Raw genomic sequence first — 21039 nt, 5'->3', positions numbered from 1 at the left:
GGTGGAACGGACGGGCACGCACCAGCGGCGCCGGGTACCCGGGAGTGCGGCCCGCGGCATCATCCGGCACGCGGGCTCACCGATAGCCGGTCGGGCCGGTCAGTCCTTGGTCAGCCGGGTCTCGGTCTGTTCCGCGGACTCTTCGACGCCACCGTCGACGGCCTTGTCGGTCACGGTCTCATCCGTGGCCTCGTCCGTGGTCTCGTCCGTGGTCTCGTCCACGGTGCGCACCTCACGGATGGCCAGGCGCAGCCACGTGGTGACAACCTCTTCAGCGATCTCGAGGTCGACGGTGGTGTCGTCGAGATCGACCACGGTGCCGTACAGCCCCGACGTGGTGGTGACCTGATCGCCGACCTTCAGGCTGCCCTGCATGTCGGCGACCTTCTGCGCCTCGCGCTTCTGGCGGCGAGACATCAGGTACATCGACACGAACAGGCCTACCAGCACTAGCGGAAACAGAAGTTCCATCGTCGAAGTCAGTCCCTAGTCTGTGGGTGGGTTTGGACAGGTATCTCAACAGTCTGCCAGCTCGTGTCACCACTGCCACACCGGCACACCCTTGACGTCCCGATTCGCGCTCCGACGGGCGATTGGGCGCATCGACATCGTGTTGCTCGGCTTCGACACCAGGCACGACTATGTGCAGGTGAAGCCGGAGTCGCGCGGGCGTGCGTCGCATTCGGAGCACTCCGCGGTAACTCCGGTACTCGCGGAATGGGTGCTGGGCATGATCGCCGAGTAGGGATGCGCGAGCCCTCGGCCGAAATGCTCGACCGCGGGCTCGCGCAACGGGGCGTCGCTAGGCGGACTTGCCGTAGGTGTAGTCGTCGAGCGGGAAGCTGACCGCCTCACGGTGGGCGTTGAGGGTGCTGGTCGGGCGCAGCAGCGCGGCCTCGCCGTGCTGGTTGAAGTAATAGCTGCGCGCGGTCGAGCAGTCGCCGCCGTAGAACACCGAGGAGCCGAGCTTGTCGGTCACTCGGTCCAAGAAGTGTGCGTTGGCCTGCTCGGTCACCTCGAAGGTTGTCTGACCGCGACGGAAGGTCTCCTTCAGCAGCCTGGCCATGTGCTTCATCTGGGCCTCGATGGTGGTGAAGTAGGACAGGCCGCTGTAGGAGTACGGGCTGTTGAGGCTGATGAAGTTCGGGAACTTGGGCACGGTGATGCCCTCGTAGGCCTGGAAACGGTTGTCGCGCCAGAACTTTCCGAGGTCGATGCCCTCGCGGCCGATGATCTCGATGGCCGGGAAGTTCACATCCCACAGGTTGAAGCCGGTGGCGAGGATCAGGGTGTCGATCTCGGTCTTGTGTCCGTCGGCGGTCACGATGCCGTCGGCCTCCACATGATCGATCGAATTGGTCTCGAGGCGCACGTTCGGCCTGTTGAACGTTTTGAAGTACAGGTTGGAGAAGGTCGGGCGCTTGCAGCCGAAGTCGTAGTGCGGTGTCAGCTTCTTGCGCGTTTCCTTGTCGCGCACCTGCGCACGCAGGTGCGCCTTCGCGAGCAGGCTCGCGGCCTTGTTCAGCGGCTTGGCCTGCTTGAAATGCAGCACGCCGACCACCATCAAAGCCTCGAGCATGCCGGTGTTCACCAGCCGGGCCGCCTTCTGAGTGGCGGGCACTCGCGCGAACAGCTTCTGCACCGGGCCGGGGATCGCGGTGTCGACCTTCGGCACCACCCAGATCGGGGTGCGCTGGAAGACGGTGAGCTCCGCGACCTTCTCGGCGGCCTCCGGCACCAGCTGCACGGCGGTCGCGCCGGTGCCGATGATCGCCGCCTTACGACCGGTGAGGTCGAAGTCGTCCTCCCACGCCGTGGTGTGGATGATCTTGCCCGCGAAAGAGTCGATGCCGGGGAATGGCGGGGTATAGGGCTGGGAGAGGAAGCCGGTGGCGGTGAGAAGGTAACGGCCGGTGATGGTTTCGCCACCCGCGACGGACACCACCCAGTGCTGGTGCTCCTCGTCCCAGCGGGCGCCGTCGACCACGGTGCCGAAACGCATCCTGCGGCGCAGGCCGTACTTGTCGGCGACGAACCCGGCGTACTTCTTGAGCTCCTTGCCGGGCGCGAACAGGCGCGTCCAGTAGGGATTGGGCTCGAACGAGTACGAGTAGGTCACCGAGGCGATGTCGACCGCGAGACCCGGGTAGTGATTGACGTGCCAGGTGCCGCCGAGGTCGTCTTCGCGTTCCAGGATGACGAAATTGCTCAGACCGAGCCGGTCGAGCTCGATGCCCGCACCCATTCCGCCGAAACCTGCACCGACAACGACCGCATCGAACTGAGGCGCCACGTCGAACCTCCTGCTGATAGAACCATTCCCTCATGGAATGTGAATCAATCCTCACGGAATGACACATCATTCCGTTTGTGAACACAGTATCATCGTGAGGGTGACGAAGCCATCCACGCGTGCCGAGCGACGCAAAGCCGAACTGCGCCAGGACATCATCGACACCGCCTTCGTCTGTTTCGCGGAGAAGGGCTATCACGCCACCGGAATCGCGGACATCGCCGGCGTCCTCGGCATCGGGCACGGCACCTTCTACCGATACTTCACCAATAAGCGCGACATCATCGATCACGTCATCGACGACCTCGCCGGGCGCATCGTTGCCGCACTCGGCACCGAGAACGCCCCCGACGCCGCGACCTCGCTCGACGACTACCGCGCCCAACTCGACCGCATCGGCGTCGCGCTCAACCACATCCTCGTCGAGGACCGCAGGGTGGCTCAGCTACTGCTGTTCCACGCGACCGGCATCGACGACGAACTCACCGCCCGGCTCTACGGCCTGCTCGACATGGCCGACGCGCTGACCGCCGGCTACCTCTCGCACGGCGTCGAACTCGGGTACCTGCGGGCCGATCTGGACACCACCAACACCGCGAAGGCCGTCACCGGCATGCTCATCGCAGGCATCGTGCACGGACTGCGCAGCCCCGACCCCGCTGCCGTCGAGGGACTCAACGAGGCGATCCGCAGGCTACTCATCGATGGTGTCCGCAAAGACTGATCGCGGTCGCCACACCGCAATGCGGTGTGGCGCAAAGACACTCGACCGCCATCGGTCATCCGTAGGCAGCCGGCCGAATTTCACCGGATACGAGCGCGGTTTCGGAGGCTAATGTGAACACTGATCGACGGTGTCCACATGGGGGTCGCACGTGTTCGCAAGAGACCGCGGAGTTCGAAGAAGTGATATTCGACCGGAGCAGGGCAATGACCCTGACAGAATGTCGCGCGTGACCCCCGAGGACGTGAGCCGGACCCATTTCCCTATGCCTCCGGTCGGACACCGCGGTTATCACGCCGATGAGGTCGACGCCTTCCTGGAGCTCGTCGCCGCCACGCTCGACGGACGCGGCACCCTCACCGCCGACGACGTCCGGCACGTGGCCTTCGACGCACCCCGGTTCGGCGGGCGCGGCTACCAGGCCGACGAGGTCGACGAATTCCTCGATCAGATTCGGATCGAGCTGGAGTTCCGGCAGCTGGGCGCCCGGCCGGTGCCCGCGTCCGGCAACGGCTCCGGGCCACTGCTGACACCCGACGACATCCACCGGATGCGATTCACCCAGGCGCCCATCGGTCGCCGCGGCTACGACACCGACGAGGTCGACGCGTTCCTCGACCTCGTCGCCGCGACCCTCGCCCACGGCGGTCCCAGCAGCCTCACCGTCACCGATGTGCGTGCTGTGCGGTTCACCGAGGCCAGGCTCAGCACCCGTGGGTACGAGCACGGCGAGGTCGACGCGTTCCTCGACCTCGTCGTCACCGCACTCGAGCACGCGGCACACCACCACCGCTGAATGTTTACCCGCCGCGCCGGTTCGTCAGGGTCGTATCACGCTGTGTCACAACGTCAGTCGAAGGCATCCGAGGTCGATTGTGGTTCGCGGCCACGGACTTCGATCGAGCCGAAGACCAGGTCCGGTGGCGGGACGAGGCCCAAGTGCTCCCATGCCGTAGCAGTGGCGACGCGGCCTCGCGGCGTACGGGCGACCATGCCCGCGCGGACGAGGAACGGTTCGCAGACCTCCTCGACGGTGGCCGCTTCCTCCCCTACCGCGACGGCCAGCGTCGACACACCGACCGGACCGCCGCCGAAGCTGCGGACCAGCGCGGCGAGCACCGCGCGGTCCAGGCGGTCGAGGCCGAGCGTGTCGACGTCGTAGACCTCGAGTGCCGCCCGCGCGATCGGCAGAGTGATCAGACCGTCGGCGCGCACCTCGGCGTAGTCACGGACGCGGCGCAACAGCCGATTCGCGATGCGGGGCGTACCGCGTGAACGGCCCGCGATTTCGGCGGCCGCCTCGGGTTCGATGGTGACGCCGAGAATGTGCGCCGAGCGCTGCAGAATGCGCAGCAGCTCGCCGGGCTCGTAGAAGTCCATGTGGCCGGTGAAGCCGAAGCGGTCACGCAGCGGGCCGGTGAGCGCGCCCGAGCGGGTGGTGGCGCCGACCAAGGTGAAGGGCGCGATATCGAGTGGGATCGAGGTCGCGCCGGGGCCCTTGCCGACGACCACGTCGACACGGAAGTCCTCCATGGCCAGGTACAGCATTTCCTCGGCGGGCCGCGCGATGCGGTGGATCTCGTCGATGAACAACACATCGCCTTCGACCAGGTTGCTGAGCATGGCGGCGAGGTCACCCGCCCGTTCCAGCGCAGGGCCGGAGGTGATGCGCAGTGCGGTGCCCAGTTCACCCGCGATGATCATCGCCATGCTGGTCTTGCCGAGACCGGGCGGACCGGACAGCAGTACGTGATCGGGGGTGCCGCCTCGTTGTTTGGCGCCGCGCAGCACCAGCGCGAGCTGTTCGCGCACGCGCGGCTGACCGATGAAATCGTCGAGCGATTTCGGGCGCAGGCTGGCCTCGATCTCACCGTCGGACCTGAGATAGCTTGCGGTGACCTGGGATTCGTCATCCAGGTCGGATTCGACGTCGTCGTAGTCCATGCCGCGCTACCGGTTCTTGCCGAGCGAGGCGAGGGCCGCGCGCAGCGCGATGGCGGTGTCGGCGGCGGGCTGTTCGGCCAGCACCGCCTCGACCGCCTGCTCGGCCTGCCTGAGCGGGAAGCCGAGCCCGGTCAGCGCCTCGACGACCTGCTCACGCACCGGCGTGAGCACCGGTGTCGGAGTGGCGCCGGGCGGACCGGACTGCACAGGAACGAGATTCACCTTGTCACGCAATTCGACGACCATGCGTTCGGCGCCGCGTTTGCCGATGCCGGGAACGCGGGTCAGTGCGGCGACATTGCTCTCCGCGAGCGCCTTGCGCAGCGCCTCCGGTTCGAGCACGGCCAGCACGGCCATGGCAAGCCGGGGCCCGACTCCGGACACCGTCTGCAAAAGCCCGAACAGGTCACGGGATTCGGTGTCGGCGAAACCGAACAGCGTCATCGAGTCTTCACGCACGATCATCGCGGTGTACAGCCGGGATTCCCCGCCGCGAACCAGCGTGGACAACGTCGCCGGGGTGACGTTGAGCCGGTATCCGACGCCCGCCGCCTCGATCACCACATGATCGAGGGCGATCTCCAGCACCTCACCGCGTACCGACGCGATCACCTGCGCACCGCCTTCCGTTGTTCAGCAAGCTTTTCCGCATACCGCCGCTGCGCCTGTGCCGCCTGTGCCTCGGCTTTGGCCATCCGATCCATCAGCGGCGCGCGCCAGCAGTGGCAGATCGCCAAGGCCAGTGCATCGGCCGCGTCCGCGGGTTTCGGCGCGACCTGGAGGCCGAGGATACGCGTCACCATCGCCGTCACCTGAGCCTTGTCCGCCGTGCCGTTGCCGGTGACGGCGGCCTTCACCTCGCTGGGCGTATGGAAGGCCACCGGTATTCCCCTGCGGACCGCCGCGAGCGCGATCACACCGCCCGCCTGTGCGGTGCCCATAGCGGTGCGCACATTGTGCTGCGCGAACACCCGCTCGATCGCCACCGCCTCGGGTTTGTGGGTGTCCATCCAGCGTTCGGCCGCATCCGCGACGCCGAGCAGGCGGTGCGCCAAATCCATGTCCGGCGGCGTACGCACCACATCGACGGCCAGTGCGGTCACCTTCCGGCCGAGCCCGCCCTCCACGATGCTGAGGCCGCACCGGGTGAGCCCGGGATCGACACCCATCACCCGCACGAAAACACCCCTTCGGAGACGCGAACAGTTGTTCGAAGTCTAGAGGACATCGCATGCTGCCTGCGACAGCGACACGGGGTGCGGGGTGATCGGGAGAAGCGAGTCAGGGCGCCACAGGCGCGAGGCCGAGCAGCGCCGGTTCGGTGGCGCGCGAGGCCCATTCGTGCGCGGGGTTCGCCACCAGGCGGCGCGCCTGCAGGTCGAGCAGTCCGCTGACGAAGGTGATGGTCGCCGACAATGCACCGTCGGATCGGGTGAAGGTGTGCTCGACGCGGTAGGTCTTGCCATCGCCCCACACCCACGAGCACGACACGTCCACCGAATCGCCCGCACGCAGTTCGCGGTGGTATTTGATCACCGTCTCGAGATTGACCGGGCCGAGGCCCGAGCTCAGCAGGTCCTCGACGGATATCCCCGCCGCCTGCACGCAGGCGAACCGCGCGTGGTCGGCGAACTGCTGGTAGGCGGAGCCGGTCACGTGCTGCTGCAGGTCCAGGTCCGACACGCGAACGTCGATCCGAACGCGAAACGGCTCTTGGGTATTCATCACGGCACCACCATGGCAGAAGCCACCGACACGTTTCGGCTTGCAGACCGCACTCGGCCGGTCCGATCGCCGAGCTAACGCGCCGCGACCGCTGCGGCGAACGCCGTGTACGCACGCTCGTCGAACAGGACGAACCGCACCTCGCGCGCAGCGGTGACCGCCGTGGACACGGTCTCGACGGCGATCCGGGCGCCGTCCTGCAGCGGCCAGCCGAAGATACCGGTGGAGATGGCCGGGAACGCGACCGTGGCCGCACCCAATTCATCGGCCACCCGTAACGATTCGCGATAGCAGGAGGCCAGCAGATCCGAGCGATCCTCGGTCGCCGACCACACCGGACCGACCGTGTGGATCACCCAGCGCGCCGGCAGTAGACCCGCCGTCGTCGCCACCGCCTGCCCGGTGCGCAGGCCCTTGCCGTAGTGCGACGCACGCAGCGTGCGACACGCATCGAGAATCTCGGGCCCGCCCTTGCGATGGATCGCGCCGTCGACTCCCCCACCGCCGAGCAACGACGAATTCGCGGCGTTGACCACGGCGTCCACCGTTTGCTCGGTGATGTCTCCCCGCACGAGTTCCAGCGCGACCATGACCGAATTCTGCCATCGCAGCGGCACGCCGGTGGCCGGTGGTTTCCTGGAATTGTCTGATTCGCTCTGGCTATGCCCCTACGATCCGAAGATGAGCAACTCTGTTAAGGCAGTCCTCGAGGGCGGGCCGGAGGACTTGCCGGCCCGCATCGTTCCCATCACGCCACCGGGGATCGAGCTCAAGGTCGCGTTCAAGGGCGGCTACGAGCATTTCAAGGTCACCGCCAGGCATAAAGACACACCCGAGGGCAGTCTGCCCGTCTACGAGTGGACGGTGCGCACCGAGAACGCGCAGTGAGCCCCGGGCGGTCACAGTGTCACCGGAGCGGATTCACAGCTTGTCTCGAGCAATGACCTCGACAATGCCATAGGTGCCCGTCCTTCGAGCTCCCCTCGCCGCGCCGGCCGACCCGGCGCCGCCTCCGCCGCAACTTCCATCGGCGGATCTGAACCCCAACTACCAGAACACCTTTCATCACGGACTATCGGTGCTGCACGGCTGGCTGCCATCAACCATCGAGTTGGTGGCAGTCGCCGTGCTCATCGCGGCCGTCGGATGGCGCACGCGCCGTTGGCGTCTCGTCGGCGTACCGGCGTGCGTGGCGGCGGGTATCGCCGCCGCGGTCGCCGCGGGGGCCTATGTGAACGACCAGGGGCTGGCGTCGGATCCGGCCCCGCTGCTGCTTTGGGTGTGCGTCGGCGCGACCGGCGCGGCGATCGCAGTGGCGATGCTCGGCTGGCGCGGCGCACGATGGTGGCGACGCGGGATATCGATTCTCGCGATTCCGCTGGCACTGCTGAGCACCGGCATCGTGCTCGATCAATGGGTCGGCTACTACCCGACCGTGCAATCCGCGTGGAGCGCGCTCACCGCGGGCCCGCTGCCACAGCAGACCGATTTCGACGCGCTGCTCTCGCTGCGCGGCACCGACGTCGGCGGCGGCAAGATCGTGCCGGTCCGGATCCCCGACGCGGGCAGCGGTTTTCCGCATCGCACCGAATACGTGTATCTGCCGCCCGTCTGGTTCGCCGGGCCGACTCCACCCGCGCTGCCGGTGGTGATGATGATCGGCGGCGAATTCAACACCCCCGCCGACTGGGTTCGCAGCGGCCAGATCATGCCCGCCGTCGACAAGTTCACCGCGGCCAACAGCGGCCGCGCGCCGATCCTGGTCTTCGTCGATTCCAGCGGCAGTTTCAACAACGACACCGAGTGCGTGAACGGCCCGCGCGGCGATGCCGCCGATCACCTCACCCGGGATGTGCCCGGCTATGTCGAGTCCAGGTTCGGCGCGTCGGCGGATCCGGCGCAGTGGGCGGTGGTCGGCTGGTCGATGGGCGGGACCTGCGCGGTCGATCTGGCTGTGATGCATCCGGAGCTCGTGCGCACCTTCGTCGATATCGCGGGCGACATCGGTCCGGTCTCGGGCACCAGGGAGCAGACCATCGCCCGCCTGTTCGGCGGCGACGCCGAACAGTGGGCGGCCTTCGACCCGCTGACCGTCATGGTGAAACACGGCCCGTACACCGGCACCGCCGGACTCTTCGACGATCTGACCCCGCCACCGCATGCCAGGACGGGTGGACATTCCCGGCCACCCGCCGACGACTCTTCGGCCGGCATGGGCGGCCACGACGGTGTGCCCGACACAGGCGAGGTCGGCGCGGCCGAGAAGCTGTGCAAGCAGGGCCATGAGGTCGGCATCGACTGCACGATCCACACCACGCAGGGCGGGCACACCTGGCAATTCGCCTCGGCGGCCTTCACCGCATCGTTCCCGTGGATCGTCGCCCGCGTCGGTCTTCCGGTACCTGATGCCCCGTGACCTATCGCATCACCCCGCAGGCGCGCACCACCCCGGAGTACTCGAGGTGGTCGCGCGCGGCGCACGGTCGGGGCGCCACCGTTTGTCACCTCCCTCGTATGCCGCGGACAGTGCGTGCTCCGCCTGCGCGGAGATGCTGTTGCGGGTCGGTTGTTACGGGGTCGGGGCGACTTCTCGGGGAGAGTCGGGGCGGAAGGTGCGGCGGTAGGTTCGGGGGGAGACGCCTATTGCTTCGTGGAGGTGCTGGCGGAGTGAGCCGCCGGTGGCGAAGCCGACTTCGCCTGCGATCCGGTCGATCGGGAGGTCGGTGGATTCCAGGAGGTCGCGAGCTCGGAAGACGCGCTGCTGGATGAGCCAGCGGCCGGGGCTCATGCCGACCTCGTCGCGGAAGCGGCGAGCGAAGGTGCGCTTGCTCATGCGGGCGCGGGCGGCGAGATCGTCCATGGTCAAGGGCAATCCGAGGTTTTCCAGCGCCCAATGGCGGGCGGCGGCGGTGCCGGTGGAGGTCGATGGCGGCACCGGCTGTTCGATGTATTGGGCTTGGCCGCCGTCGCGCCAGGGCGGGATGACACAGCGGCGGGCCACCCTGTTGGCGACTTCGCTGCCGTGGTCGCGACGCACCAGGTGCAGGCAGACGTCGATGCCCGCTGCCGCGCCCGCCGAGGTGAGGATGTCACCGTCGTCGACGTACAACACGTCCGGGTCGAGACGCACCCTCGGAAAGGAGCGGCGGAACAGGTCGGCTTGATGCCAATGCGTCGTGGCGTGCCTGCCGTCCAACAAACCGGCGGCCGCGGCGACGAACGCACCCGTGCAGATGGACACGATTCTGGCCCCCGGTCGAATCCGCGCGAGCGCGTCCGACACCGTGGGCGGCAGCACGCCATCGAGGGTCATCGCGATATCGCACGCCGGAATGACCACGGTGTCCGCGGTGGCCAAAGCACTGCTGTCGAGTTCGACGGCAATCGCGAAATCGGCGCGGGTCGCCACCGGCCTCCCGTCGATCGAGCAGGTCATGACCTCGTACCGGTCCGGGGCGGTACCGAAGACCCGGCTCGGAATTCCCAGCTCGAAGGGATACACGCCGTCCAGCGCCAATACGACAACGCGGTGCCGGACCGAATCATCACGCACCGAGGCATCCGTCACCATGGCACGATCATATCGAAGAATGGCAATCGTGCCATTTTCTCGACCGGATGCGGCAGGCATCGTCGAGCGCATGAGCGAAGACAAAACAATGCGTGCGATCAGCCAGGACATTCTCGGCGGGCCCGACGTTCTCATCGAGACGCAACTGCCACGTCCGGTGCCCGGGCCCGGCGAGATTCTGGTTCGCGTTCGTGCGGCGGGACTCAACCCGACCGACTGGCGACACCGCGCGGTGCCCGGCCTGTTCCTCGCGGAGCCGCCGTTCGTACTCGGCTGGGACGTGTCCGGCGACGTGGTCGCCACCGGCATCGGCGTGACACTCTTCGCGCCGGGCGACGAGGTCTTCGGCATGCTCCCCTACCCGTACGGTCACGGCGCACTCGCCGAGTACACCACCGGACCGGCACGCGCCTTCGCACGGAAACCGCCCGGGCTGGACCACATTCGAGCCGCCGCGATCCCGCTCGCCGCTCTCACCGCCTGGCAGGCGCTCGTCGATACCGCGGGCCTCACCGCAGGACAGCGCGTCCTGATCCATGCCGCCGCGGGCGGTGTCGGACACTTCGCCGTCCAAATCGCCAAGGCCCGTGGCGCATACGTGATCGGCACCGCGAGCGCGGCCAATCACGAATTCCTGCGCGCCCTCGGTGTCGACGAGGCGATCGATTACCGGACAACAGATTTCGCCGACGCGGCCCGCGATGTAGACGTGGCGCTCGACTCGATCGACGACGAGAACAGCCTCCGCTCCCTGCGCACCCTGCGCCCCGGCGGCCTGCTGATCTCCCTGCGTGCCTTCGGCCCTGCCGATTTGGCGGCCGAGGCCGCCGAATTGGGCGTGCGCGCGGTCCGCATGCTGGTGGAAGACGACCACGCCGGCATGACCGCGCTCGCACAACTCGCCGAAACCGGCGCGCTGCGCCCGACAATCGCCGGGACCTTTCCGCTGTCGGACGCCGCAAAGGCACACGCACTCGGCGACACCGGCCGCACCGTAGGCAAATTGGTGCTGACGATGCCATAGCCCAAGCAGACCGCAGGCACAGTCATGTCCGAATGCGTAACCGATAGGGCTCGAGTCCGTGCGCTACCGGCCGAGCGAGAACCCGGTCGGACGATCGGCCGGTAGAGATCGCGTATGCGACCGACATGTCGGGGCGACTACATTCCGGGCCCGGCGATAGTAGACCAGCACACGTTTCGGGGCGGCCCGCATAATCGCGGACCGCCCCGACTACGGCGGCTACTGCCTGCCGTGCAGCACTGCGAAAACGGACTACTCGTCGTCGAGTTCCGCGAGAACCTCGTCGGACAGGTCGACGTTGGTGTAGACGTTCTGCACGTCGTCGCTGTCTTCGAGCGCGTCGACCAGCTTGAACACCTTGCGGGCGCCGTCCACGTCGACCGCGACCGACACCGACGGCTGGAAGCCCGATTCGGCGGAGTCGTAATCGATTCCGGCGGACTGCAGCGCGGAGCGCACGGCGATCAGATCGGACGGGTCGCTGATGATCTCGAAGGTGTCACCGAGGTCGTTGACCTCCTCGGCGCCCGCGTCGAGCACGGCCATGAGGACGTCGTCCTCGGACAGGCCGTTCTTCTCCAGCGTGACGACGCCCTTGCGGTGGAACAGGTACGAGACCGAACCCGGGTCGGCCATATTGCCGCCATTGCGGGTCATCGCGACACGCACCTCGCCCGCGGCGCGGTTGCGGTTGTCGGTGAGGCACTCGATCAGCACCGCGACACCGTTGGGTCCGTAACCCTCGTACATGATCGTCTGCCAGTCGGCGCCACCGGCTTCTTCGCCGCCACCGCGCTTACGGGCGCGCTCGATGTTGTCGTTGGGCACAGACGACTTCTTCGCCTTCTGAATGGCGTCGAAAAGCGTCGGATTACCGGCCGGGTCACTGCCACCTGTGCGGGCCGCCACCTCGATGTTCTTGATCAGCTTGGCGAAGAGCTTGCCACGCTTCGCATCGATCCCAGCCTTCTTGTGCTTGGTGGTGGCCCATTTGGAGTGGCCGCTCATTCCCTACTTCCTCCAGGTCGACTGCACGTCTGATTGTGCGCACGGTACCCGTTCCGGCCGGGTAGACAACTCCCCCAGCCTACTCGGCCTGTCACCGCGCCTTCTCCAGGCTCATACCGGGGCGGGATTCGCACCGCGCGCGAGCCCGGCCCGAGCTGCGGCTACGCCTCGCGCACCAGGTCCACGAACATCCGATGCACCCGCAGGTCGCCGGTGACCTCGGGGTGGAACGACGTCGCGAGGACCTTCCCCTGCCGCACCGCGACGATACGTCCGGCGAACGGACCGCTCGGCACCGTGGCAAGCACCTCGACGCCCTCGCCCGCACGCTCCACCCACGGCGCCCGGATGAACACCGCGCGGATCGGGCCGTCGTCGAGGCCCGCGAAGTCCAGATCGGTCTCGAAAGAGTCGACCTGACGGCCGAAAGCATTGCGGCGCACCGTCATATCAATGCCGGACAGGTGCTTGGCGTCCGGACGGGTGTCGAGCACCTCGGAGGCGAGCAAGATCATCCCGGCGCAGGAACCGAAGGCGGGCATGCCAGCACGCAGCCGGGCGCGCAGCGGTTCCAGCAGGTCGAAGACCTCGAGCAGCTTGCTGATAGTGGTCGACTCGCCGCCGGGCAGCACCAGCGCGTCGACGGCGGCGAGCTCGGATTCGCGGCGCACCAGAACAGATTCCGCACCGCACAGCGCGAGCGCCGCGACATGTTCGCGCACGTCACCCTGCAGCGCGAGCACGCCGATGGTCGGCCGGGAAGGGGCCTGCTGCGCGCCTGCGGCCGGCGAGGCTACCGAGGATGCGTTCACGATCGAGAGCTTACGAGCCGCTGCGGTGTGGCCCTGCTCACGGTGGCCGTCAAGGTTCCGTCAACGCCGGTCCGGACGACCAGGAACAGGTCGACACTCGCATGGTGATTGCTGTCTTGCCACGCCGGGCGCCAGAGCCGCGCGGAGATGCGGGGGCTACCCCGAACCGCCGCGGGCTGACCGTATCGACCGGATTGGCGGGCCTGTCCCTCGACGCCATGGCGTCGGTGTCCTACGGTCCGGAAGCGATCGTGCTGGTACTGGCGACCGCCGGTGGCGCCGGGCTCGGCATGACCTTGCCGGTGACGCTGGCGATCGCCGGACTGCTCGCCGTGCTGGTCGCCTCCTACCGGCAGGTGATCGCGGCCTTCCCCGACGGCGGCGGCGCGTACGCCGTGGCGAAGAAGCACCTCGGCCACCGGACCAGCCTTGTCGCCGCCGCCTCGCTGATCGTCGACTACGTGCTCAACGTCGCGGTGTCCGTCGCCGCCGGTGTTGCCGCACTGACGTCGGCATTTCCCGCACTGCACGACTACACGGTGTGGATCTGCCTGGCGATCCTGGTCGGCATCACGGCATTGAACCTGCTCGGCATCACCGAGAGCGCCCGCGCGTTCATGATCCCCACTGTTGTCTTCGTCGGCGGCATCTTCACGGTCATCGCCGGTGGCCTGCTACGTGCGGAACCCGCCGACGTCGCCACCGGCGCCGCGGCGGTCTCGGATCTGCACACTGTCGGAGTTCTATTGCTGCTCAAGGCATTCTCCAGCGGCTGCGCGGCATTGACCGGCGTGGAAGCGATCGCGAATGCGGTCCCCAGTTTCGCGGCACCGAAAGTCGCTCGCGCGCAACGCGCCGAGGTGGTCCTCGGAGTATTGCTCGGCATCATGCTGATCGGCCTCGCCGTGCTCATCGAGAAGTTCTCGCTGCGGCCCATCGAGGGCACCACTGTCCTCTCGCAGCTCACCGAAGCGGCGCTCGGACACGGAATCGGTTACTACATTGTGCAATTCGCGACAGTGATCCTGCTGGCGCTGGCGGCGAACACCTCCTACGGCGGGCTGCCGACGCTTACCAGAATCCTGGCCGACGACAACTGCCTGCCGCATCGATTCGCGGTGAAGTCGCAGCGTGAGGTGTATCGGTACGGCGTGCTCACGCTGGGGCTGAGCTCGGCGGTGCTGCTGGTCGCGGCGGGCGGCAACATGAACGCGCTCGTCCCGCTGTTCGCTATCGGGGTGTTCGTCGGATTCACCATCGCGCAGACCGGCATGGTCCGGCACTGGTTGCTGACCCGCGCCGCCGGCTGGCGGTGGCGCATCGCGCTCAACGGCTTCGGCGCACTCCTGACCTTCCTCGCCGCGATCGTCACCACCGCAATGAAATTCACCGAAGGCGCCTGGCTGATCGTGCTGGTCCTGCCTTTGCTGGTTCTCGGAATGGAGCGAATTCGCAACGCCTACCACCGGATCAGCGGATGCCGCGGCAGCGGTGCGGTGCCCGCACAGCCGCAGGCGACCGGCACGGCCATCATCGTCCCGATATCGGAGGTCTCCGAACTCAGCCGCGAGGCGCTCTCCGCGGCCATGTCCATCGGCAAAGACATCGTCGCCGTGCATGTCTGCCTGCCCGGCGAATCGGCCAGGGCGTTCACCAAGGCCTGGGCGGCCTGGCATCCGGAGGTACAGCTGGTGCTGCTCGAGGACAGCGACTCGACGGTGGGCGGCCCGGTCGCCCACTACGTCCGGGAGAACTTCACCGGACGGCGCAAGGTGGTGGTGATCGCCGAGATCGATCCGCCGATGGGCTGGGAGCGAGTGTTACCCAGCCACCGCAGCGACGAGCTCGAACGGGAACTGCGCCGGATGACCGACACCGTGGTCTGCCACCTGCGCGTCCAAGTGGTGTGAGCCTGATCGAGTTCAGGCCGGGTAGTGCCGAGCAGTTCGGTCAGTGCTCCCGCAGGGTGCGGATCAAACCTTCCTGTACGACCGCAGCGACCAGTTGGCCCTCGCGGTTGAAGATCTTGCCGCCGGTCAGCGCACGGCCGAAGCCCGCCGACGGCGAAGACTGGTCGTAGAGCAGCCAATCGTCGGCGCGAAACGGGCGCAGGAACCACATGGCGTGATCGAGCGACGCGTTCTGGGTCTCTTCGTCGGGGTGGATGACCTTGGAGGAGCCCAGCAGCGTCATATCGCTCATGTAGGCGAGCGTGCAGACATGGAACAGCGGGTCGTCGGGCAGCGGATGCCGGTAGCGGAACCACACCTGCTGCTGGGACACCACACCGTCACGGCGGGCCAGGCTGTCCTGCGGCACCGTGCGGATATCCCAGTGCTCCCACTCCCGCATCGCCCACAGCCGCTCCGGGCTCATCGTGGTGCTGGCATCCGGCAGGTCGTCGGGCGGCTGCACGGCAAGCATCTCGTCCTGATGCTCCGGGCCCTCGTCGCCGATGTGGAACGACGCCGACATCGTGAATATCGCCGCGCCATCCTGAACGCCGGTAACCCGGCGGGTGCAGAAGGACCGGCCGTCACGAATCCGCTCGACCAGGTACACCGTCGGCTGATCCGGATTGCCCGGCCGCAGGAAGTACCCGTGCAGCGAATGCACCTGATACCGCGGCTCCACCGTGCGTACCGCCGACACCAATGCCTGGCCGGCAACCTGTCCGCCGAATGTGCGCGGGAGCTGGGTCTTCGTGGAAGCACCACGGAAGATGTCCCGCTCGAGCCGCTCGATTTCCAGCGCCTCTTCGATTGTCGCCATGGGCTGACATTATCCCGCCGCCGCCCACCGCCCCCGCCCGGCCGTCCGGTCGCTCCGGCCGGGCTGACCGGCCGCTCCTGTGCAACTCCGTCGCTCCGACCGGCCTGACCGGCCGGTGGCGGCCTCGCCACACTATCGGTCGGTCGGCCGCGACCACCGGATCCGGGTTTGCTGTGATTGACGGGTGCCACAGTTCGCAGCGATCACCCGAGACGGCCTCGTCGAGCTGGTGACCCACCGTCTCCTCGAACTGCCCGGCCGCCTGGTGATCGCGATCGACGGAGCCGACGCCGCCGAACCGGTCCCGCTCGCAGACCTCGTCGCCGCCGCCTTGCGCGCCACCGGCCGCGCCGCCGACGTGGTCTCCCTGCACGATTACGTCCGCCCGGCATCGCTGCGCATGGAGTACGGCCGTGACGACGAACTTTCCTATCGCACAGCATGGTTCGACTACGAAGCCCTCCGTCGCGAGGTCGTCGACGCCCTCCATGACTCCGCCCGCTGGCTGCCCGCCCTCTGGAACGAAAACACCGACCGCTCGGCCCGCGCAGCCATTCGCCCCGCGGCCCCCGACACCGTCGTCCTCATCGCGGGCCCCATGCTCTTGGGGCGAACCCTCCCTTTCGACGTGACCCTGCGCCTCGACATGTCCGAACCGGCCCTGCGCCGCAACACCCCACCCGAACACCGATGGACCATCCCCGCCCTACTCCACCACCATCACGAAAACCCCGACCCCCCAACCTTCTTCATCCGCTGGGACCACCCCCACCGCCCGGCCGTCCGCACCGGAACACCCCGATGAGCCGCCACACCACAGTGGTCACTGCACGAACGGGACACGGTGTCGAACTTCCTCGCGCCATGCCGCCCCAGCGGGCTGGCGTGGAGTGCCTTATCCCTTGTGCCACAGCCTAATTAGGGCAGTCATGAAGGACGGGCTCGATGCGACCACGAGCCCCGGATAGCTCGCACCGTGCGCGCGAGTGGCGCATGGTGGAGAGCGTTCGCAATCGTTCACCACAACGATGCGCCACTCGCCGTTTGCTAGGTGAGGCGGTGGCCGCCGTCTATGTGGAGAACGGTGCCGGTGATGAAGGGGTTGTGCATGAGAGTGAGCATTGCTTGGGCGATGTCGTCGGGGTGGCCGATTCGGCCGACCGGGAGGCGGGCGGCCATTTGCTGGTGGCGTTCGGTTTTGGCGGGGCCTGCGATGGTGTCCCAGATGGGGGTGTCCACCCAGCCGGGTGAGATGACGTTGACGCGGATGGGGCCCATTTCGACAGCGAGTGCGTAGGCGAGGGAGGCGAGAGCGCCATTGACGGCCGCGACGATGGAGGCGCCGGGGGCCGGGCGGTAGGCGGCGACGCCGGAGGTGAAGGTAAGGGAGCCGCCGGGCGCGATGCGGGCGTGCTTGGCGACAAGGGTTGGGCCGATCACCTTGGCTTCTACGAATTTTCGGCCGATCTCGGCGTCGAAAGAACCAATGGGCTGGTATGCGCCGTTGGCGTCCGCTGCGGTGGTGACCACGTGGTCGACCGGACCGGCCTCGGTGAACAATCGTTCGAGATCGCTCTCGCGGGTGATGTCGGTGACGACCGAACGCACGGTGCCGGGGCCTTCGGGCAGAGCGCGTTCGGCGTCGGCGAGCCGGGCCGACGATCGGCCGGCGATGGTGACTTCTGCACCCCGGCCGATCAGGGCGGCCGCCAGCGCGAGTCCCATGCCGGAGCTGCCGCCGACTATGACGACGCGTTCGGGGATTGTCGTGGTTTGTGTCATGACTCCACCCGACCATCGGCAGCACCGAGTGTCCATGTCGCGCTCTCGAACTCGCGTTAGATCGGAACTAACACCGCAGGCCGCGGCTGGCGATCATGGCCGCGGCCGGTCGTTCTGGAGCGGCTAGCCGCAGGCCACCGACTGCTGGCCGAAGTTCGTCAGCAGTGTGCAGGCCCACGTCTTCTGCACCTTCCACTTGCCGTCCTCGGCGACGAACGGAACGTCGACAATGTTCTCCTGGCCGTTCACGATGAACTTTGCCTTGGCGGTCACGCTGTCACCGAAAGCGGTCACGCCGGTGACCGCGATCTGCGCGTTCGCGGCCCTGGCGGCCTCGGCCAAGCGGCCGGGCAGTTCGGGGTCGGCCTGCGCGCCCTGCACCAGTTCGAGCTTGTCGGCATTCGGCAAGGAGGGATCCAGCGCCCGCGTCAGCGCCGTGTTCAGCTCGTCGGCGCTGGGGATCGGCGGAAGATTCGAACTCGCTGCCGCGGAGGTCGACGTGCGGGTCGTCCTCGGCGGGTCCTTCGGATCATCGCTGCCACATGCCGTCAGGCTCAACATTGCCGCGATCGCCACGGCGCCGATAGTGATCTGCCCGGTCTTACGAAGCCTCAACTGCTCGTCCTTTGCGTTCGATGGGTCGCGTGTCACCCGACACTGATGCGGCGCGAACGCCCGCATCGGGGGGCAGACGGGCATCGAATCCCTAAGCTATCCAACAACTCTGTGGCAGTGATAAGACAATGATGTGGTCCACCGAAGGCTCCCGACGGCGCCTCAGCCCGAGCCGGTGAGCGGCCGCCGGGCCAGCACATCGACCAGCACCCGCACCGCCGGGTTCCTACTGGCCGAACGCCATGCGGCGACATACGTGACCACCAGCGGTGCGCCGCGCACCCGACGCCACACGAGGCCGGGAAGGTCGGCGGGTCGGGCCGAGCTCAAGCCGATCACGTCCGGACGCAGCGGGAGAACGCCCAGCATCTGAGCGTGGCCCATGGCGCTGTCGCTGAGGCGGACCTCGGCGCCGCGTGCACGGAGCTCGCGCAAGAGCGCATCGTGGAGGCCGGTGGCGGAATCGCGTGCGAAAAGAATGAGCTCCTGGCCTGCGAGGTCCGACGGCTCGATCTCCTCGGCGGCGGCGAGCGGGTGAGCCGCCGACATCAGGACACCGAGTTCCTCGCCCGCGACCGGTTGCTGGTCGAAGCGGTCCGGCAAGGTCACCGGCGCGCGGACGAGCGCGAGGTCGACCTCGTCGGCGTCGAGCAGCCGGACCTGGTCGGCGGTGGTACCGCCGGTGAGCACCATCCGGGTGCCGGGCAGCCGGGCGCCGAGCAGCTCCTCGATGCGCGCCGGAATCCACGGCGGCACCCCGTTCAACAGCCCGAACCGCAGGACCGACGCACCGGCGTTCGCCGCGCGCCTGGTTTCCCGGATCGCCTCGTCCACCGAGCCGAGCACGTCCTTGCCGGTCCGGAACAACACCGCGCCGGCAGGCGTCAACTCGACCCGCGGCTCCCTGGTGAGCAATGGCCCACCCATCTCCCGCTCCAACACCCTGATCTGCTGGCTCAACGTCGGCGTCGAGATGAACAATCGCTCCGCGGCCCGACGAAAGTGCAATTCCTCCGCCAACACCACGAAGTACCGCAGTTGCCGCAACTCCACCACCCCGACGTTACTGCGCAAGCACCCGAACCGAGCCTCCAGCGACCGGGAAGCCGACACCGCCCACACCCATCGGGACGGCAAACGGGAAAACCGACGGAGACGGACCGCGAGGCGGCGGTGGCGGCTACCGCCTGCCGCCCACGACTGGCGATGGTCGGCGGCGAAATGCGAATTACCACCGGCCCCACGGGAACACCGCTCCTCGCCGCAGTGTCGGCGGCAGCGCGATGACAGAGCCGCGACAAGGGCCTGCGCTGCACCCCGATCTATGCTGGAATCCTTTGGGCACCAGCCGATCTCAGACATCCACGACGGCAGCCGACGAAACTCGGCGACGTTGGGGGCGATCCGCGAGGCCTGGCTACTCACCACGATCACGGACGTGGTGCGCGTGACGATTGCCGACGATGAGCGGCTCGTCCGCGACGGCATTGCCGCGCCGCTCGCATTGCAACCGGGGATCGAGGTGTGCTCGGGACTGCGGAAAATGGTTCGGAGGCGAGCTGACCGAGCGCGAAACCGAGGTACTACGGCTACTTGCCGCCGGGTCGGCCAATCGGGAGATCGCGCGCACCCGCTACCTCAGCGAGGGCACGGTGAAGAATCACGTGTCGAGCATCCTGAGCCGCCTCGGTGTGCGCGATCGCACCCAAGCCGCCATCTACGCGCACGAGCGGAGACTCTTATGAGTCCCCGCTCGTTGCGAGAGATCGACCCGCGTCCCGCAGTCCGGTCAGCGATGCCGAACGGAAATCACCAACCGCGCTCGGCCAGCCGGTGGTCGACCGGCAGCTCCTCGACATTGATGCCGACCATGGCCTCGCCGAGGCCGCGCGAAACCTTCGCCAGCACGTCGGGGTCGTCGTAGAAGGTGGTGGCCTTCACGATGGCGGCCGCGCGCTCGGCCGGGTTGCCGGACTTGAAGATGCCGGAACCGACGAACACGCCCTCGGCGCCGAGCTGCATCATCATGGCGGCGTCGGCAGGGGTGGCGATGCCACCCGCGGTGAACAGCACGACCGGCAGCTTGCCGGTCTGGGCGACCTCACGGACCAGCTCGTAGGGGGCCTGCAACTCCTTGGCGGCGACGAACAACTCGTCCTCGGGCAGCGACGACAGCCTGCGGAGTTCACCGCGGATCTTGCGCATGTGGGTGGTGGCGTTCGAGACGTCACCGGTGCCCGCCTCACCCTTCGAGCGAATCATGGCCGCGCCCTCGGTGATCCGGCGCAGCGCCTCACCCAGGTTGGTGGCGCCACAGACGAACGGAACGGTGAAGTTCCACTTGTCGATGTGGTTGGCGTAGTCGGCGGGAGTCAGCACCTCGGACTCGTCGATGTAGTCGACGCCGAGGCTCTGCAGGATCTGCGCCTCCACGAAGTGGCCGATGCGGGCCTTGGCCATCACCGGGATGGAGACGGCGGAGATGATGCCGTCGATCATGTCCGGGTCGCTCATGCGGGACACGCCGCCCTGGGCGCGGATGTCGGCCGGAACTCGTTCGAGCGCCATCACAGCGACCGCACCGGCGTCCTCGGCGATCTTGGCCTGCTCGGGAGTGACGACATCCATGATCACCCCGCCCTTGAGCATCTCGGCCATACCGCGCTTCACGCGGGCGGTGCCGATGGTGTTGGTGGTCTCGGGCGTGGTCACGGCAAACTCCTGAGTCATGTGCGCCAATCGGGTCGCATGGATGGAACGCCACTGATT

Annotated in this window: 24 protein-coding genes; 9 read left to right on the top strand and 15 right to left on the bottom strand. The window is 67.5% G+C overall.

What is annotated here, in order from left to right; all coding sequences use genetic code 11:
• Nucleotides 1-99: 99 nt before the first annotated feature.
• Nucleotides 100-471 carry a preprotein translocase subunit YajC gene (gene yajC / locus ACFU4Z_RS21790; protein WP_379065727.1) on the bottom strand — a complete coding sequence of 124 codons (372 nt, stop codon included), beginning with the start codon at nt 469-471 and terminating at the stop codon, nt 100-102.
• A gap of 91 nt (nt 472-562) precedes the next feature.
• Here yajC and ACFU4Z_RS21785 point away from each other — a divergent pair, with 91 nt between their 5' ends.
• Nucleotides 563-745 (top strand): hypothetical protein, encoded by a 183-nt coding sequence (locus ACFU4Z_RS21785; protein WP_379065725.1) that lies wholly within the window; start codon nt 563-565, stop codon nt 743-745.
• 57 nt (nt 746-802) lie between these two features.
• Here ACFU4Z_RS21785 and ACFU4Z_RS21780 read toward each other — a convergent pair whose 3' ends face one another.
• Nucleotides 803-2293, bottom strand: a complete 1491-nt coding sequence (locus ACFU4Z_RS21780) for a flavin-containing monooxygenase (RefSeq protein ID WP_379065723.1) — start codon at nt 2291-2293, stop codon at nt 803-805.
• A 58-nt stretch (nt 2294-2351) separates the two neighbouring features.
• Here ACFU4Z_RS21780 and ACFU4Z_RS21775 point away from each other — a divergent pair, with 58 nt between their 5' ends.
• Nucleotides 2352-3017: a TetR/AcrR family transcriptional regulator gene (locus tag ACFU4Z_RS21775; protein ID WP_379065721.1), complete on the top strand. Its 666-nt coding sequence runs from the start codon at nt 2352-2354 to the stop codon at nt 3015-3017.
• A gap of 220 nt (nt 3018-3237) precedes the next feature.
• The gene (locus ACFU4Z_RS21770) at nt 3238-3813 is read left to right on the top strand and encodes a DivIVA domain-containing protein (RefSeq protein ID WP_379065719.1); all 576 of its coding nucleotides are present in this window, start codon (nt 3238-3240) and stop codon (nt 3811-3813) included.
• A gap of 53 nt (nt 3814-3866) precedes the next feature.
• Here the strand turns inward: ACFU4Z_RS21770 and ruvB are convergent, their stop codons facing one another.
• From ruvB to ACFU4Z_RS21745, 5 genes are all read right to left on the bottom strand, one after another.
• A complete protein-coding gene (gene ruvB, locus ACFU4Z_RS21765) occupies nt 3867-4961 on the bottom strand; it encodes a Holliday junction branch migration DNA helicase RuvB (RefSeq protein ID WP_379065717.1) in 1095 nt (364 codons plus the stop codon).
• Nucleotides 4962-4967: 6 nt separating this feature from the next.
• Nucleotides 4968-5573, bottom strand: a complete 606-nt coding sequence (gene ruvA, locus ACFU4Z_RS21760) for a Holliday junction branch migration protein RuvA (RefSeq protein WP_379065715.1) — start codon at nt 5571-5573, stop codon at nt 4968-4970.
• Nucleotides 5570-6139, bottom strand: a complete 570-nt coding sequence (gene ruvC, locus ACFU4Z_RS21755) for a crossover junction endodeoxyribonuclease RuvC (protein ID WP_379065713.1) — start codon at nt 6137-6139, stop codon at nt 5570-5572. Before ruvC ends, ruvA begins: the two co-directional genes overlap by 4 nt.
• A gap of 103 nt (nt 6140-6242) precedes the next feature.
• The gene (locus ACFU4Z_RS21750; RefSeq protein ID WP_379065710.1) at nt 6243-6686 is read right to left on the bottom strand and encodes an acyl-CoA thioesterase; all 444 of its coding nucleotides are present in this window, start codon (nt 6684-6686) and stop codon (nt 6243-6245) included.
• Between the two features lie 74 nt (nt 6687-6760).
• Nucleotides 6761-7276, bottom strand: a complete 516-nt coding sequence (locus tag ACFU4Z_RS21745) for an O-acetyl-ADP-ribose deacetylase (RefSeq protein WP_379065708.1) — start codon at nt 7274-7276, stop codon at nt 6761-6763.
• A gap of 91 nt (nt 7277-7367) precedes the next feature.
• Here ACFU4Z_RS21745 and ACFU4Z_RS21740 point away from each other — a divergent pair, with 91 nt between their 5' ends.
• Nucleotides 7368-7574: a DUF5988 family protein gene (locus ACFU4Z_RS21740; protein ID WP_379065706.1), complete on the top strand. Its 207-nt coding sequence runs from the start codon at nt 7368-7370 to the stop codon at nt 7572-7574.
• A 73-nt stretch (nt 7575-7647) separates the two neighbouring features.
• Nucleotides 7648-9102, top strand: a complete 1455-nt coding sequence (locus ACFU4Z_RS21735) for an alpha/beta hydrolase (protein ID WP_379065704.1) — start codon at nt 7648-7650, stop codon at nt 9100-9102.
• Between the two features lie 153 nt (nt 9103-9255).
• On the opposite strand, the gene ACFU4Z_RS21730 is transcribed toward ACFU4Z_RS21735, so the two are convergent.
• Complete coding sequence (locus tag ACFU4Z_RS21730; protein WP_379065702.1) at nt 9256-10257, bottom strand: GlxA family transcriptional regulator; 1002 nt, start codon at nt 10255-10257, stop codon at nt 9256-9258.
• 28 nt (nt 10258-10285) lie between these two features.
• Between ACFU4Z_RS21730 and ACFU4Z_RS21725 the strand changes: the two genes are divergently transcribed.
• A complete protein-coding gene (locus tag ACFU4Z_RS21725; RefSeq protein WP_379065700.1) occupies nt 10286-11281 on the top strand; it encodes an NADP-dependent oxidoreductase in 996 nt (331 codons plus the stop codon).
• A gap of 252 nt (nt 11282-11533) precedes the next feature.
• Here ACFU4Z_RS21725 and ACFU4Z_RS21720 read toward each other — a convergent pair whose 3' ends face one another.
• Entirely contained in the window at nt 11534-12289 is a 756-nt protein-coding gene (locus ACFU4Z_RS21720; RefSeq protein WP_379065698.1) for a YebC/PmpR family DNA-binding transcriptional regulator, read from the bottom strand.
• Between the two features lie 161 nt (nt 12290-12450).
• Nucleotides 12451-13101, bottom strand: a complete 651-nt coding sequence (gene pdxT / locus ACFU4Z_RS21715; protein ID WP_379065696.1) for a pyridoxal 5'-phosphate synthase glutaminase subunit PdxT — start codon at nt 13099-13101, stop codon at nt 12451-12453.
• A 101-nt stretch (nt 13102-13202) separates the two neighbouring features.
• On the opposite strand from pdxT, the gene ACFU4Z_RS21710 reads away from it, so the two are divergent.
• Nucleotides 13203-15011 carry an APC family permease gene (locus ACFU4Z_RS21710; protein ID WP_379065694.1) on the top strand — a complete coding sequence of 603 codons (1809 nt, stop codon included), beginning with the start codon at nt 13203-13205 and terminating at the stop codon, nt 15009-15011.
• 40 nt (nt 15012-15051) lie between these two features.
• Here the strand turns inward: ACFU4Z_RS21710 and ACFU4Z_RS21705 are convergent, their stop codons facing one another.
• Nucleotides 15052-15873 carry an acyl-CoA thioesterase gene (locus ACFU4Z_RS21705; RefSeq protein WP_379065692.1) on the bottom strand — a complete coding sequence of 274 codons (822 nt, stop codon included), beginning with the start codon at nt 15871-15873 and terminating at the stop codon, nt 15052-15054.
• 184 nt (nt 15874-16057) lie between these two features.
• On the opposite strand from ACFU4Z_RS21705, the gene ACFU4Z_RS21700 reads away from it, so the two are divergent.
• Nucleotides 16058-16678 carry a hypothetical protein gene (locus tag ACFU4Z_RS21700; protein ID WP_379065690.1) on the top strand — a complete coding sequence of 207 codons (621 nt, stop codon included), beginning with the start codon at nt 16058-16060 and terminating at the stop codon, nt 16676-16678.
• A gap of 242 nt (nt 16679-16920) precedes the next feature.
• On the opposite strand, the gene ACFU4Z_RS21695 is transcribed toward ACFU4Z_RS21700, so the two are convergent.
• The 3 genes from ACFU4Z_RS21695 to ACFU4Z_RS21685 all read right to left on the bottom strand — a co-directional run bounded on the left by ACFU4Z_RS21695 (nt 16921) and on the right by ACFU4Z_RS21685 (nt 19323).
• Nucleotides 16921-17655: an SDR family oxidoreductase gene (locus ACFU4Z_RS21695; protein WP_379065688.1), complete on the bottom strand. Its 735-nt coding sequence runs from the start codon at nt 17653-17655 to the stop codon at nt 16921-16923.
• 123 nt (nt 17656-17778) lie between these two features.
• Nucleotides 17779-18270, bottom strand: coding sequence for a hypothetical protein (locus tag ACFU4Z_RS21690; protein ID WP_379065686.1), 492 nt, complete (start codon nt 18268-18270; stop codon nt 17779-17781).
• A 162-nt stretch (nt 18271-18432) separates the two neighbouring features.
• On the bottom strand, nt 18433-19323 hold the full coding sequence (locus tag ACFU4Z_RS21685; RefSeq protein ID WP_379065684.1) for a LysR family transcriptional regulator: 891 nt from the start codon (nt 19321-19323) through the stop codon (nt 18433-18435).
• A gap of 410 nt (nt 19324-19733) precedes the next feature.
• Between ACFU4Z_RS21685 and ACFU4Z_RS21680 the strand changes: the two genes are divergently transcribed.
• Nucleotides 19734-20015 (top strand): response regulator transcription factor, encoded by a 282-nt coding sequence (locus ACFU4Z_RS21680; protein ID WP_379065682.1) that lies wholly within the window; start codon nt 19734-19736, stop codon nt 20013-20015.
• A gap of 64 nt (nt 20016-20079) precedes the next feature.
• Here the strand turns inward: ACFU4Z_RS21680 and pdxS are convergent, their stop codons facing one another.
• Nucleotides 20080-21000, bottom strand: coding sequence for a pyridoxal 5'-phosphate synthase lyase subunit PdxS (gene pdxS / locus ACFU4Z_RS21675; protein ID WP_328403282.1), 921 nt, complete (start codon nt 20998-21000; stop codon nt 20080-20082).
• Between the last annotated feature and the right edge of the window lie 39 nt (nt 21001-21039).

The organism is Nocardia sp. NPDC057440 (assembly GCF_042802915.1).
Taxonomy (GTDB): domain Bacteria; phylum Actinomycetota; class Actinomycetes; order Mycobacteriales; family Mycobacteriaceae; genus Nocardia.
The sequence above is the reverse complement of the archived record's forward strand: the minus strand, read 5'-3'. Positions and strand labels throughout refer to the sequence as shown.